We start from the raw sequence: 14,804 nt of genomic DNA on the forward strand, positions 1-14,804 counted from the left end.
GTCCTGAGTCGCTCAGCGGGGCTGTAGCCGTGAAGATCGACAGGTCATGAAGGTCACGATGGCTCCGATAACCGGCAGAGCCAGCATGAGCCCCTGCCCGGAACCGGTGAGGGGCAAGGCGGTGACGTGCATGGACTGCGACACCATGGTCAAGCGGGCATTGCTCAGGTATCCGCCAGTGTCTGCAGGAACGTAGTTGGGAGCCAGCGCCTGCCTGACATGGGCCTTGCCGCTGTCGGAGAGCCGCACCTGGTAATGGCCCAGTGCCCTTGCCAAAGCCGAATCCGTAAGCAGGTCATTGACCCCCAGACAGATCGGATGCCCTTGGCGCTTGGCTGGCCCGCCGTGACCTGATAGGAGGAGGGGAGCTGGGGACCGGTCAGTCCCGTCGGCGGTGAGCTCCTCGCTGCCACTGATGATCACCTGGACGCTGACCGGCTTGATGATGAAGTCGTCCTCAGAGCTGTCCTCGGCGAACATCTCAAAATCGTCCTCACGGTGCAGCAGATGCAGAATCCGCGTCTTGCCCGGCTCATTGAGCCTGACGATGTACGTATGCTCGTCACAGACCCTATCCTCATGGGCTTTTGATTCGTCATCGGCATCCACCAGCATCAAGTCTGACTCCTCGATGACCGTGATCTCTGCCGACTGGTCGGTGGTGGCGTCAGTAGCCGTCAGCGTATAGCCGCTGGGGTCGGGCTTATGGACCTGGGCACCATAGATGCGGCTTTGCTTGTTCTTATGGAGGTGAAACTTGTAGGTGACCTTCTGCTTGCTCACATGAATGGCGGCTTTGGCATCTGCCCCTTATAGCCGCATTCGACCGTCCAATCGCCTTGTTGACTCACGGGGTTCAGGTCACGCTTGTGGTTGGTCAAATCGTAGGGGTTTCCGGCAGGGTCGGTCAAGTCAAGTGGGCTGCCATCACTCTTCCTACACTGAAGTTGTTGGATGGTATCCGGTTCTTGTTGAAGGTCCAGTTGGAATCGTGGGCCCAGATATCTGTCAACCGGCTGGACTCAGCCACACTCACCGTATAGACACCCTCGTAGGGCCAACCCTTGGTAGCACCTTCCAGGATCCATGTGAATTTGAACTGTTTGATATCGTCTGGAACAGTGAAGTACCAACGAGTCCCATCCCTCTGGAGCCCTACATGGTTGGGGGGTCCGCCGGGTCCGCCCCTTCCCTGTCGTAATCGTAGAGGTCAAGTTGAGCCTTGGTTTTGCCACCAAGAGAAACTGACTCGAAGAGGTCATCGAGGTAGACATGGCGATATGGACGGACGGATAGATCCACCTGACGGGCGGCCTGCTGGTAGAGGGCCGTATGGGTGGTCAGACCCGCCGGCCCCAGATCCAGACTGGTGATGGTGTTGGTGTCGAAGGCATCGTCATCGATGGCCATGGCACCCCACCCTGCGACCGCTGTGGGCTGGTTGAACATGAAGGACTGTTTGCCAAGGCTCAGGAGACTGGCGGGCAGGTTCAACCTGCCGCCGATGTTGTTGGCCGCAAAGTCCTGGTCTCCTATGGTCTTTAGTCCAGACCCCAGGGTCAGGTCGTCATCCACGGAGAAGGCCTTATCCTCAATCGCGGTAACACTGTCAGGGATGACCAGGGATGCGATGGCCGTCTTGGCGAAGGCCAAGGCACCGGTCAAGGTCAAGGCCGAGGTCGGAGCGAAAACCAAACTGGAGAGTATGCCCTTGCCAGAAAAGGCATCGTGGGGAATGGCTGTCAGGGCGGGTGAAAGGTGGAGCTCCTGCAGAGTGGGGAAGCAACCTGCGAAGGGCGGTAGGTTGGCCACCTTGTCTGGCAGCTTGATGACGGTCACGGCATCGTCGTGAAGGAAGGGGCTGCCAGCTACGGCGTTGGTGGCCAGGAGGTCATATTGGTCCATGCCAGGTCGATGGCCGTCATGGCCTTGTCGCCCTGGAGGCGGAGGCCCCCCAAAGGAGGTGAGCCCTGCGGGGAACCGCACGCTGGTCAAAGCCTCGTTCTCCTGAAATGCCGAGCTGCCGATTGAGATGACCCTGTCGGGTATATCCACTGCGGTCAGGGCCTTGTTCTGGTAAAAAGCCTGGTCCCCTATGGAGGTCAGGGCCGAGGGCAGGTGGGGGGCAGCGATTCGGCTGCCGAAGAAGGCGGCCTTACCGATGCTGGTGACCGTATCGGGGAAGGTCAGGCTGGCCAGGCCGGCAGGGAGGCATTGCCGGCTGGTGTTGCTTGGCGCTGGGTCCTATGGCCCTTACCGTATAGCTGCCTGTGGGACAGCCAGCTGAGGTAGGTCCGGTAACGGTTGGGGGTATGACTACATCCCCCCCCCCGGTTAAAACAGTGGGCGGGTTCTAGTGGTGGTTGCGCTGCAGAATGAGGCATCGTAGGACCACCTCCACTTATCCTGGGCATCCGCAGCGCCATGTAAGAAGGTGTTCCCCGACCCCTTTGACTCTTGCGCGTCGCCTCGGTCATCATGGGTCGGCAAGGAGGACTGAGGCTGTCTACTCTGTGTAACGACATTGGATGATTCGTCAGGACTGGAACCAGTCTCCTCCGCTGTGCCCATATGCGGTTGTAGGCAGGTCGCGAGCATAGCAAAAGACAAGAAAGCCGTGCCTGACACAGTTTTCCTCAACCCATTGGAAACCACAGCACATACTACGTTACGCACTCTATCAACAACCCGTTTCCTATTAGAAAGAAAGTATCTACATCCTCCATGTTCAGTTGCATACTGATGCCTGACCTGCAGACACTGCAGGTCACCAGCTCCGGCAAGGAACTCAATAGAAAGGGTTACGTACCAATATAACCACCTTCACTGAAGGAAAGTGACAGCAGAGCGAGGGGGGGGGGGGGAGGCATACCGACCCTGGAGGGAAGCCATCGGACGGACTCTGACCAAGGGCTTGTGGGGGTCGTATCTTGCGAACGGGACTGAGGGCAATGGCGGCTTCAGGACCATTATGCTCACAGCGAATCGCCCCTGCCGCCTTGGCAGGGGCATGAGCCCATATAGGCCACCGGCAGCTTAGCCGGGAGCCCTAGAGCTAAGGCAAGCGGCTACTCTTCGGTGACCTGTGTCTTCTTGCCCCTGGCCAGCAGCCAGCCGAACAGAGCCAGGGGAACCGCGCATATGGTGCAGATCCAGGGAATCATCAGTCCAGCCTGGGGGGTGGAGACATCAAGAACCATACCGGCGATGGTCGAACCGAATGAGGTGCCAACAGACCCGGCGGTGGTGAGCCACGACAGCCCCTCGGTCAGGGAACGCTCGGGGACTATGTCCTTGACGATGAGATTGCCGGTGGCGAAGAGGGGGGAGACACACAGACCCGTCAGCACCTCGCAGACCCCCAGGAACAGCAGGTTGTGCATGGTAAGCCTCAGGAGTATGTCGCCCAGAGTCAGCAGAACCAGGAATCGCACCATGGTGGACCAACTGGAATGCTTGGGCTGGCGGCTACCGAAGGCGAAGGCTCCAAGGCAGGACCCGAAGGCCACCAAGGCCAGCTGGAGGCCAAGGAACTGCTCTCGGCCGATCTCCTTCATCAGCGCAGTGACCGAGACATCGAAGGCATTGAAGCTCATGTTGAAGACCACGAAGACAATCAACAGGGGCAGTATTCCCTGGTAGAGCAGGACACTCTTGGACTTGCTCCTATGGGTATGGAGCTGCTTGACACCCAGTGAATCCGTAGGGACTTGACCCGCCGTTCCCTGGCTGCCGCTGTTCAAAGCCGCCCGCACATCGGCGTCGCTGGCTGGGGCCGCCGCAACCAGCACCGGCTCCACCACGGGCGGTTGTGTGTTCCTCAATGAGAAGAAGACCAGGCCGCCGAAGCCGCAGGCCAGGGTGGGCACAAAAAGCTGGGAGACGGGATGAACCGATGTGGCCAGGAAGGCCGACAGGATGGGACCCAGAATGAAGACGATCTCGTCGATGCCGGACTCCAGGGCGTAGGCGGCGTTGAGCAACTCATCATTCTCCTGGCCACGCAGGGCATAGGCCCAGCGGGTGCGGACCAGGGCACCAAAGGAAAACTGGGTCAAACCCATGCAGACCGCCAGGACGAAGAGTATGGCGATGGGCACCCTAAAGAGGGCGGCCACAGCGAATGCCAGCATGGAGACGAGCTGTACGACCAGGGCGGGAACCCCGACCTTCCGCTGCCCGAACCGGTCGAAGAGCCGGGCATAGAAGGGGGTGACCAGGGCCATGGCCAGAATGTAGACGGCGGACATGCTGCCTGCGATGGTCCACTGGTTGTAAAGGTGGTTGAGTGCCAGCACAATACCCAAACTCATCATGGATATGGGCAGTCGCGCCACCGCACCGGACAGGCAGAAGGCCTTGGTGCCGGGTATGGCGAACAGCCTCACGTATGGAGACCTATGCTTGCCTGTCGTCATGGCCGGGTGTCCCTTCTGCCGAACTCGCGCTCTGTCCCTGCCCTGGGCTGATGGTGTCCTCATAGATGTAGAGGTCGTCAAGGTCCTCGCCTATGGCCGCACGGTCCTCGCCATGGTCCGCCGCCATCCTGCTGATGGATTGCTCCAGGCCCTTGTGCCTGTAGAAGCTCACGTCGCAGGTCGAATCGGTATGCAGGTAGAAGCGTTCGACGCCCTGGCCCTCCAGCCGTGCATGCAGGCGCCCCCACAGGCCACCGCCGACCCCTCGACCCCTGGCGGCGGCAGCCACCATGAAGAGCTCGACCTCGGCCTGGTCGCGCTCGTTGGCGCTAATCTGGTCCTCCATCTCCGACTCGATGCGGTGCCAGTAATCAGTGACCTGTATGAGCTGGCGGCCCTTGTCGTTGGCTTCAAGGAATTGCCTGGTCTGGGCCAGTTCCCCCTTGGCCTGCGGGAAGGCGGGCGGCTGACCGACCACCCGGGTCAGGATCACACCCAGGAACTTGTCGCCCTGATAGGCGACTTCTCCCTGGCTGGCCCGTTCAAGATAATGAAGTACAAAGTAGCGGGCGACCAGTAGGCCCTGGTCCCGGTCATCTGCCAGGGCATACTGCCCCCAGGTCTGGTCGTATCCCACCACCAGGTCCTGAAGGTCCTCCCAGGCCATGGGTCGGTAGATTACCGGTAGTTCGCTGTGACCACCGGCCTGTTCCTGTGTGATCTGACCTGTCTGCTTGACGGTCTGCTGGCTTGGTCTGGCGATGCCGGCCATGCTGATGCCCTCCTGTTATCGTGCTGTGCGCCCGCCCACACAAAGCCGCACCCTGCGGCAACACCGGGTCCGGAACCCGGGATGATGCGAGGCGTTTCATCGCAGGAGGGTCTGGTAGTGGCCATCAACCCTCATTCATCGTCGGATTCCTGGGGAATTCCCATGGACAGTCCGGAAAGAATCGTCTGTTTGTCCTTGTCTTGAGCCCGAAGCTCACGCAAGTCCTCACGGGACTCGCTTACGTAATACAGACTAGCGTCAATGCTGGCCAAGGGCACGCCGGTCATCGCCGACAGCAAAAGACGGTAGAGGTCCAACTGCAGGAGTTTGCCATTGATGTCCTCCTCTTTGCGGGGGCGCCGGCCGGTCTTCCAGTCGATGATGGTGTAGGTCTTGCTCCCATCACCCTCATCCAAACCACCGTAGAATACCGCATCCAGCTTGCCGTTGACTATGGTCCCGTCCAATTCGGGAATGGAGGCCACAATCTGCCGCTCCACGGCTGCCGGGCGGCGGCGGGCCCAGCGTGAATCAGCCAGGCGGCGCTCCCACTGCAGCAGCCGGGCTGCTTGCCTGCCGTCGGGGTGCTGGGGCGAGTGAGCCTGCCCGGCCCTGGTCTGTGCAGGTGTGCTCACCGGCCCATCCGCCGCCAGGTCGCCGGTTTGGTCTGGTCCCACAGAGGGGGCATGCCCGGCAGGGTTCGCTTCGGCCTCACGGCGGGCCAGATCGGCCAGCAGACTCTCCCTGGTCTGCGCCACCGGTTGTTCCCCCTGGGCCAAGGCTCCCGCATCGGCCGGCAAGGCCGCGACGGCAAGGCCAAGCAGCTCCTCGTCAGGGCTGATCAGGACGGCCTTGAGGAAGGCCTCTGCCCAAGCATGGAAGATGGTGCCGGCCTGTGCTGCCGGTGAGGCCACCTGGGGTATGGGACGGATGAGGCCACGCCAGTAGTTCCGGGCCTGCTGAGGCCCCAGGAGTCCGGCCCTGGCCTGCAGGGAGGTGACATTCTGGCGGCTGCGGGCCAGCAGCCGCTGACCCTTCTGCCGCAACTGCCGATCCAAGGTCTCTTTGTCGTCGGCTCCTGTGGCTGACCATGGCATGAGGTCATGGTCGGCCACCAGCATCTTGGCCCGTTCCAGCAGGGATTCACGTTCAGGGATCCGGCTGTCGACCGGCCATGAGGCCAAGGGATCCGACCCGGCATCGGCCTGCTGGTGGTCGGCGAGCGCCCGGCGAACAGCCTGGGCTCCCTGGGTTAGGATGCGGCTCACCCTGGGGCTTGAGGAGGCCGGCCAGGGCAGTGTCTCCTCCTGGTCCGATGCCTCCAGGGGCTCCTCCCAGGCCTGGTCGACCACCAGCTGCCAGTAGTGCTGGGCCTGTTCCCCAGCAAAGAAGCCTGCCGGTCTGCCGGCTCCCAGGTCAGTCAGACTCATACCGGTCCTGGCCGTACCGGTTGAAGGGTCCCCGCCATGCTCGGTGGTGCCTTCTGCCTCTTGCGCTGCCTGGTGGGGAGCGGGGAAGATCCCGTCCCTGCCCTTGAGGGATTCGAACACCTCTGTCCAGAAGTTGGAGGGCTGGGAGGATTGGCCTGTGGACTGGCCGGGATTGCGGCTAAGGGCCGAGAGATGGCTGTAGGTCAGGAGGGCCGCCCGGCGGGCCCGGGTCAGGGCCACGTATGCCAGGCGACGTTCATCAGCGTGGATCCGGCGACCGTATTCCTCCTGCTGGCTCAAATACCAGCCGTCACGGTCTAACTGTCTGCCTTGGCCCTCCTCGTCCAGGCCCATCACCTGCCGCATCTGGCCGAAGACCTCATCCTCCACACGCTCCACCCCGTCCAATTCCTGCAGGGCCGTCAGGGCATCCCCGTAGTCATTGGCATTGTGGGGGAAGCTGGGCAGAATCGCGGTGTCTACACGCACAGGTACCGGCACGGCGGCCGGGTTGGTCAGCCATGTGCTGGCGGTGGACTGGTACTGCGGGGGGGTCCATAGGCCACTGGCGGGATCCAGTCTGCCAGGATGTCCATCCTCCTCCTTGACCGAGAGCGAATCGCCCTGGCGCGAGGGGAAGCTGCCGTCGGCCATACCGACCACGGCCACGGCGTCCCATTCCAGGCCCTTGGACTGATGGATGGTCATGAGCATGACATCCGCCGGAGTGTCGGGCTGGGCAGAGGACTTGTCGTCCACCTGACTGAGGGCATCGACCCAGGCGACGAAGCCCCGTAGGGTTGGCGGCACCCCTTCAGGCAGCTCGCGGCTGTAGTCGTCCACCAAGCTACAGACCGCTTCCAGCGCCGATAGGGCCTGGCTGGAGCACACCGGCTGGCCAGGGCGGTTGATGGCCTGGGCCAGGACCAGATCCACATCAAGCCCCAGGGCTTCCACAGCCCGTTGGACCATAACACTCAAGGGCTCGTTGAAGCTTGCCTGGGCCTCATTGAGCACCCGACCCATCCGAGCAATGCCGGCCTTGCCCTGGGGGCTGATGGCCTGGGACTGCTCCAACAGCTCGTCCAGGTCCTGGCGGCTGAGCAGGTCGACCAGAAAGAGGGCGTTGGCCACCTGGTCCTGATGGTCCTTGATCAAAGCCGACCACTGGCTTTGCGGTGCATCGGCCGGTACCAGACCCGCCTCCGCCAGGGCCCTGAAGCGGTAGCGGGTGTTCTGCCGATCCGCCAGACGGGCCAGGGCGGCCAGGTCCTCGGCCCCCAAGCCGAAGCGGGGGGTGGCCAGCAGACGCATGAGATGGGCCGAGTCGGTATGGTCCGCCAGCAGGTGGAGCAGGGCCAGGAGGTCACGCACCTCGGGGCGTTCCAGCAGGGCGGAATAGCCCACCATGGAGCAGGTCAGGCCTGCGGCCTGCAGCCCCTGGGCGAATGCGGGCATGTCAGACTTGGTACGAAAGAGGACGGCGACCTTGGGACCGGCTCCTGACGGGCTTTGCCTTCCGCCGGCAGACCCATCGGCTCCCTCTGACTGCGAGGAAGTTCCGGCCTCCTGGGCCGCCTGGGATAGGCGGATGGATTCCTTGGCGAAGCGGGCCACGGCATCAATCTCCTGACCCAGGGTCTCCAACCCCAAGACACCCACACTACCCAGGGGTGCGGTGTCCATGGCCCTCAAGGCCTGCACACTGACCTCGCCCTCCCTGGCCGAACTGGGCCTGCGCTCGGGCAGCCTCAGGGGGGCCGTCAGGTTGTTGGCGGCCTCCAGGACCAGCTGGGAGTTGCGCCTGGTAACGCTCAGGGGGTAGGGCTTGCCGCCCTCAGCCATGCCGAAGTTGCTTTGGAAGAGCCGGAAGGCACCAGGGCTGGCGCCACGCCAGGCGTAGATGGACTGGAAGGGGTCGCCCACAGCGCTGACGGCCACCTGATTGGCGCGGCCGGTCAGGGGATGGGAGGACGCTCCGGCACCGGCGCCCGTATGGACCACTGGCCCCAGATCCTCCAGCAGCTGGCCCAGCGAACCGGTCAGGCCTATCTGCCCAAGGGGGTCCGCCGAACCGGTCTGATCGGGGCCGGCCTGGGCTGAGTCTGTATGCGCGGCCGCCCCGGTCTGGCCGCCATGGAAGAGGGCGGCCAGCAGGTTGGCCTGGGTGGTGGAGGTGTCCTGGTACTCGTCCAGCAGCACATGGCTGAACCGGTGGCGGTAGGTCTGGCCGATGGAGGGGAAACGGCTGACCAGCTGGTAGGCAGCGATGGTGAAATCGCTGAACTCAGCCATGTTCTGCCGACGCTTCTCCTGCTGGTACTCCTCCACCAGGGTCAGCAGCACCTCCCGCTGGTGGACCACGGTCTTGAGCTGCCCGCACCGGTAGAGGCAGCGCTGGTGCCAGGCTGCCTGGTACTCCTCCAACCGCCGCTGGTGGTCCTGGTCGCTGTCCTTCTTGCGGCGCTTGGGTGGCTTGGAGGATACGACGGGCTCCTCCTGGGGGGCTTGCTCGTCGCCCAGGGCCTGGTCGAGTTGGTCGCTGAAGGCCTGGTCCCAGGCACGGATACGGGCCATGGCCTGGTCCATGTCGCTGCAGCCAGGTCCAATCATGGCCGAGGCTATGGCGTCGCTCAGGGCATGGACCTTGTCCACCACGGTGCTGAAGGCTCCCAGCTGCTCCTCCACCAGCAGGTCCAGATGCCGCTCCAGCACGTTGGCGATCAACTGCTGGGGGCCAGCCTCGCTCAGGGGCTGTGTCTGCTGGTCGAAGCCCACCAGGAGCCCGTACTGGCGCACCAGGGTCTGGAAGAAGGCGTCGTAGGTGGAGATCTGTGGTTTGAGGAAGGTCTGGCTGATGGCCATGTCGCGAATCCCACCGGACCGGGAGGTGGCTTCCCTTCTCCCCCCCTCCCCTGACTGCTTTGATGGTTGGCCTATGTCAGGCCCCCCAGCCTGGGCCTGCCGGTCCGCGGCCACGGCGGCCGAAACCCTGGAGAGCAGCTCGGAGGCGGCCTTGTTGGTGAAGGTCAGGCCCAGGATGCGCTCAGGGGCCACCCCCCGGCCAATCAGCTCGATGATGCGTCGGGTCATGGTGTAGGTCTTGCCCGAGCCTGCCCCGGCCACCACCAGCAGGTCAGCACCGACGGGCGCCTGGATGACGGCGGCCTGTTCGGGGCTGTCGACGAAGCTTGGTCTGGCCTTGTCTTGACTCATGACTTCCTCACCTCAAAGACGGTATTGACCTGGCCGGCGCAGGCCGGGCAGACCGATAGCATACGGCAGTGCTTGACGTGGCTGTCCTGGGGGTGGGCCAGCAGCTCCTGCGACCGACTGGCAGCCCCGGCATAGAAGACCCTGGCAATCATGGTCAGGGCCCATACCGCCTGCCCGCCCCGCAGGTCCAGGAAGCCCTGCCAGGTCTGAGAACCCACACCCTCCGGTGGCTCCTGGCCCAGAGGGTCCAAGCCGTGGACCTTGACCGGGTTGGACAGGTAGGAACGTTTGACGAAGGCGCTGTCGTTGAGGTGCCCCTGGAGGAAGAGCGGTGGCTGGTATCTGCCTTCGGCCGCCCCATGGTAGGCGCCTGGGGGCTGGGCCGTGGCCAGGTGGAAGAGGTTGCTCTGGCCTATGGTGGGCAGGCCAGCCAGGACACCCTCCCCTTGCCGGTCCTCTGGGAAGGCCAGGCCCAGCTGATAGCAGACCAGCTGCAGGTCATTGAACACGTCCCTGGTGGAGGGCAGCCGGCCGGTCTTGTAGTCAATAAGTCTGATCCGCTGGCTCCCATCAGCCATACGGCGCCGTTCCAACCGGTCGATGCGGCCGGTCAGTCTGATGGTCAACTGGGGGTCCATGCCTTGGGGCCAACCACCGACCAGGGCACCCATGATCGCGTAGAGGTCCTCCTGGCTCATGGCCTGGGCGCCGGGGATGGACCGGTAGGCCGCCAGGATGTCAGCCAGCGTGAAGCTGGCGTTGAAGGAGCGCTCACACTGTGCCTCTTCGAAGCTGCCGATCGAGAAATTCTGCGCGTTCCTGCCCAGATAGTCCTCCTGGTTGGATTCCAGGAAATAGTGGGCGACGGTCTCGATCATGGATTGGGCGTCCTGGTCCTTGCGCATGGCCTGGTAGCGCTCCTGGGCGTCGCTGATGGTCTGCGGGTCGATACGCAAGGACCGGTAGATGTCCATCATCCTTGCCAGGGCGGCATCGAAGCGTTCCTGGGCGCTGGCCTGGGGCATGAAGTCCGGCCGGTCCAATCCCGCCTCGCTGCCCTCCTGGGCCACCTGGTGGATGACGGAGCCGAACCCGGCGGCTGCGGACCCCGGCCGAGGTCCGGCGAACTGCTTCTCCAGGAGCCAGCAGACCGGGCAACCCCAGAGGTCATCCACGGCCGAAGGCGAGAGGGTGACCTGGGGAGCCTGCGCGGCAACCGTGTCAGAGTGCCCGGAATCCTCCGGGGCAGCTGGGGCCGAGACAGCCGCAAGCTCAGGCTGCTGGCAGTCCTGGCTCTGCCACTCCAGGAAGGACCAGGCATCCGGATCCGCCAATGCCACGCCCTGCGAGACCAGCAGGGCCAAGGCCTGGGCGGCGTCACGAGCGTATCGGTCATCCAGCTGGGCGGCCAGGTCGCCGGCCTCGGCCCTGGCCTCAAGCCCCATGCTCTCCTCAGCCAAGCGCACCCGGGCCGCAGCCACCAGCCCCCGCAGGTCGGTATCGAGCCCGGCAAAGGCATCGCCTTGGCCAACCTGGGCGTAGGGCCTGCTGGCGGGTTCGGCCCAGACCTCCCGGTCGAACCGTTCGGGCAGGTATCCGTACAGGAAGTCGGAGGGCACCAGGTCATCGTTGCAGACGCAGGAGATGGTCAGCTGGTCGTCGGCCCGGGTCAAGGCCAGCAGGAAGCTCTTCTGCTCGCTGGCCAAGAGGGCGGCCATGAGGGGGTCCGAGCCCCCGAAGGCCAGGGATTCAGCCTCATCAAGATGCCCATTGAGCACAATGCGGGCCAACTGCTCACCGCCGAACATGGTGTTGCGGGGGGCCAGATTGGGCCAGACGTCCTCCTGCACCTGCACGATCCAGACCAAGGGCCAGTGGCCTCCCGCCGCACCGGCTGGTGTGGTCAGGGTCAGGGCCTGGTCGACCGGCGCGAGTTTGGCCAGGGAGTCGGCCTCGATCTCCATGGACCGAACCTGGGCCAGAAAACCCATGGTGTCGGAACTGAAGGAGTCTGAGGCCGCATAGGTGAAGAGCCGCATGGCCACGTCCAGACGGTCGTTGGCCGCCCGGCCCTGATCGGTGTTATCCAAGGCCTGACGCTGCCAGGTCTTGGCCACCTTACAGGCGTCCCAGGCCAGGTACAGGACATACTGGGGCTCAGGTGAGGGCAGGTCGGCCAGCCCTGCGGCCACGGTATCCACCAGGTCCCAGAGATGGGCGAAGGCCTTGGCCTGGGGGTCCTTGCCACAGACCGCCATGATGGCCTTGAGTACCTGGCCGCTGCTTGCCACCCCCTGCGACCGTCCTGCTCCACTCGCCTGGACCGGACCAGCCGATTCCCCGGCAGCCTGTGCGGCAGCGGAGGTCTTCCCGTCCAGGGCCAGCAGGAGCATCAGAGACTCCTGGCTGAAGGGTAGATCAGCCTCCTTCTCTCCCGCACCCAGCAGGGCGTCATCAACCTGGACCTGGATGGCGGCCTGGGCGGCTGCCCGGTCCGCCAGCAGCCGCCTCCAGGAGGCCAGCAGATCAGCAACAGCGGAAGCGTCCACCTGGGCGCTCTGGGGCAGGTCGGCGTCTGCGGCCTCCCCACTGCGTTCCAGCAGTTGCGCCAGTGAGGCCAGGGACTTCATGGCCCCTTCGACCGGCTCGATCCTGGCCGGCATCCCCGAACTGGTAACGATCAGGGGGGAGGCCATGAGGCTGCGGACCCTGGAATGAACAAAACCCGCCGCCTGGGCCAATCCCATGCCGGAGGCCTCCAGGCCCCTGTGCCGCAAGCGCCCCAGTTCGACCAGGGCGAACAGCCCCTGCACCACAGGCTCCTCCTTCAAGGGCTTGGTCACGGAGGAGTAGCGCACAGGCACGCCATCGCGGCGCAGGCGCTCACCGAAGGCGCGAACCGTGGCGTTGTCGTGGGCGATGAGGGCCATGTCGTTCCACTGACGCCCCTGGTCCAGGTGGGCGCGTTTGATCCGCCAGATCACATCTTCCAGCTCCTCGGCGGCCGACCGGTAGCAGGCGGTCAGCAGGCTGGCATCGTCAGCGGTCTTTTCACTATATATAGGACTGATGGGCAGGGCATGCTGGTAGCGGGGCAGTTTGCCGGGCCGTTGGGGAAGGGGCAGGGTCTCCTCCTGTGGCGAGGCGATGGATAGGGAGACGCGCGAGGCAATCAAGGACCTATAATCCGGGGCCTGGGGCTCTTCGGCCCCCACCCCGCCACTGGCCGCCGCCGCCGAAGTCGGGACCGCCTCAACCGGCGAGTCCGGTCCAGACAATCTCAGGGCCGCCGTAGTAAAAGGCGCCTCCTGCAGACGTGTCAAGACATACTCAGGGTAGGAACCACGGAAGGCCTGGACCGATTCGTCCGGGTTGCCCAGGAGCAAGAGCTTGCTGCCCGCCTGAGACAGGGCCTGGAGGAAGCTCAGACCGGCCAGGGTCAGGTCCTGTACGTCATCAACGACCAGGAGACCAGGCAGGAACAGGGGCTGGGCCTCCCGGGCACGCGCCACCGCCTTGGTCCCCTCGACCAGTAAACGCGAGGCGTCCAAACGAAACTCCGTGGCGTATGCCTGGGCCACAGCCTGGTCATACTCCTGCCGCAAGGCGAAGGCCAGCCGCCACTGGAGGGCCAGGCGCTCGCTGCGCGGGTCGCCCATATCCAGTGCTCCCAGGATGGCCGACTCCTCTTGGGGCGAGGCGCCCAGCTCGTCCATGCGGGCCAGCATATCACGCAGCTGCATGATGAAGGCACTGTTCAGGCCGCGGGTCAGCAGGGCCTCAGTGGTTGCCTGCGCCCCCTGGACAGGCGGATTGGCGCCAGTGCCTTGAGTCTGCATATCCGAGAGGAGGGAGACCCAGGAGTCCGCGGCAAAGTAGTCACGAAGCAGGCCGCAGGAGTCGCAGGAGTCACCGGCCTGCGCATGGCGGATATGGGCCAGCATGACCTGGCGGAGGAGGGCATCTTCCTCGGCTCCGTTGAGCAGTTTGGGAGGGGTGAGTCCCTCAGCGGCCCGAACATCCTGGACTAGGCCAAAGGCTACAGCCGACAGGGTGGTGACCGGCCTGGCCTGGGCGGAAACCGTGGCCCGCCTGATGACCTGATTGGCCAGGTCGGCGGCCTCAAGCCTATTGGAGACCGCCATGGTGGCCCGGGTGTCTCCCAGCTCCCGCAGGCCCAGTAGGAGGCTGTCAAGGGCGAAGGAGGTCTTGCCGGAGCGGGGCGGCCCCTGAACCAGCAGGGTCGAGGCGGCCGGCGCGATGCTATCGGCACGGTCCGCCAGGGCAGCATGCAAGGTCCCGTCCAGCAACTGCCTGACAGGGTTCAATCGGCCATCCGCACGTTCAAGAATCATAAGCCCCAGTCTAGGTTTTAGCCTGCCTCAATAACAATCTATGGAACCACCCCAGACAATTCCTCTGCGAGTTTAAAGACCCTGGCGCCTGCCGGGTGGTGGCTAACAGAAGGAACCTGCGGCAGCCCAGCGAAAGCATAGGAAGCTACCAGCTGCCACCCAGCATTCACAGTTTTCTTCAAAGTACCGGGTGTTACCATGTCAATCATGGATGTTCTGGGACTGATAGTCTTGGACCGTTCAATGATATATCAGCGATATATCAGGTTTGTCTCAGCAGTAGCGTGCATGAAGCTACACGGCCATGACGGCTGTAACCTCTTGCTCTTGCCGCGTCACAAACCCGCACGTAGGACGATGATTGTCATTGAGAACCGGAAGTGATGAAGACTATGTGGCACAAGACTAGCGTGCCTATGCCCCATCCGATTATGGCTTGGGATATAGAGCCATTATCCCCCCCCCCCCCCACTCGCCCAGCCCACATCGCGCACCCTACCCCCACCACCCCCCCCACCACCTCCCCCCCCGCCCACCCACTTCCCCCACCACCCCCACCACCCCCACACCCCCCCCCCCCCCCACAACTCCCCACACCTCCCCCTCGCCCCCA

6 protein-coding genes and 1 pseudogene are annotated in these 14,804 nt (G+C 63.9%); all 7 read right to left on the reverse strand.

The genetic code is table 11. The features are described from left to right. Nucleotides 1-12: 12 nt before the first annotated feature. Nucleotides 13-783, reverse strand: coding sequence for an MBG domain-containing protein (locus CRD60_RS02005; protein ID WP_113859612.1), 771 nt, complete (start codon nucleotides 781-783; stop codon nucleotides 13-15). A 372-nt stretch (nucleotides 784-1,155) separates the two neighbouring features. After that, entirely contained in the window at nucleotides 1,156-1,905 is a 750-nt protein-coding gene (locus CRD60_RS02010) for a leucine-rich repeat domain-containing protein (protein WP_127975615.1), read from the reverse strand. Between the two features lie 60 nt (nucleotides 1,906-1,965). Further along, a pseudogene (locus CRD60_RS09385) lies at nucleotides 1,966-2,199 on the reverse strand (leucine-rich repeat domain-containing protein); the annotation flags it as partial. 869 nt (nucleotides 2,200-3,068) lie between these two features. Continuing rightward, nucleotides 3,069-4,418, reverse strand: a complete 1,350-nt coding sequence (locus CRD60_RS02015; protein ID WP_113859614.1) for an MFS transporter — start codon at nucleotides 4,416-4,418, stop codon at nucleotides 3,069-3,071. Beyond that, nucleotides 4,399-5,190, reverse strand: a complete 792-nt coding sequence (locus CRD60_RS02020) for a GNAT family N-acetyltransferase (RefSeq protein WP_113859615.1) — start codon at nucleotides 5,188-5,190, stop codon at nucleotides 4,399-4,401. Before CRD60_RS02020 ends, CRD60_RS02015 begins: the two co-directional genes overlap by 20 nt. Nucleotides 5,191-5,321: 131 nt before the next feature. Continuing rightward, nucleotides 5,322-9,836 (reverse strand): ATP-dependent helicase, encoded by a 4,515-nt coding sequence (locus tag CRD60_RS02025; protein WP_113859616.1) that lies wholly within the window; start codon nucleotides 9,834-9,836, stop codon nucleotides 5,322-5,324. Continuing rightward, the gene (locus CRD60_RS02030; RefSeq protein ID WP_113859617.1) at nucleotides 9,833-14,191 is read right to left on the reverse strand and encodes a PD-(D/E)XK nuclease family protein; all 4,359 of its coding nucleotides are present in this window, start codon (nucleotides 14,189-14,191) and stop codon (nucleotides 9,833-9,835) included. Before CRD60_RS02030 ends, CRD60_RS02025 begins: the two co-directional genes overlap by 4 nt. Nucleotides 14,192-14,804 lie beyond the last annotated feature (613 nt).

This window comes from Bifidobacterium aemilianum (assembly GCF_003315635.1).
Classification (GTDB): Bacteria; Actinomycetota; Actinomycetes; order Actinomycetales; family Bifidobacteriaceae; genus Bifidobacterium; species Bifidobacterium aemilianum.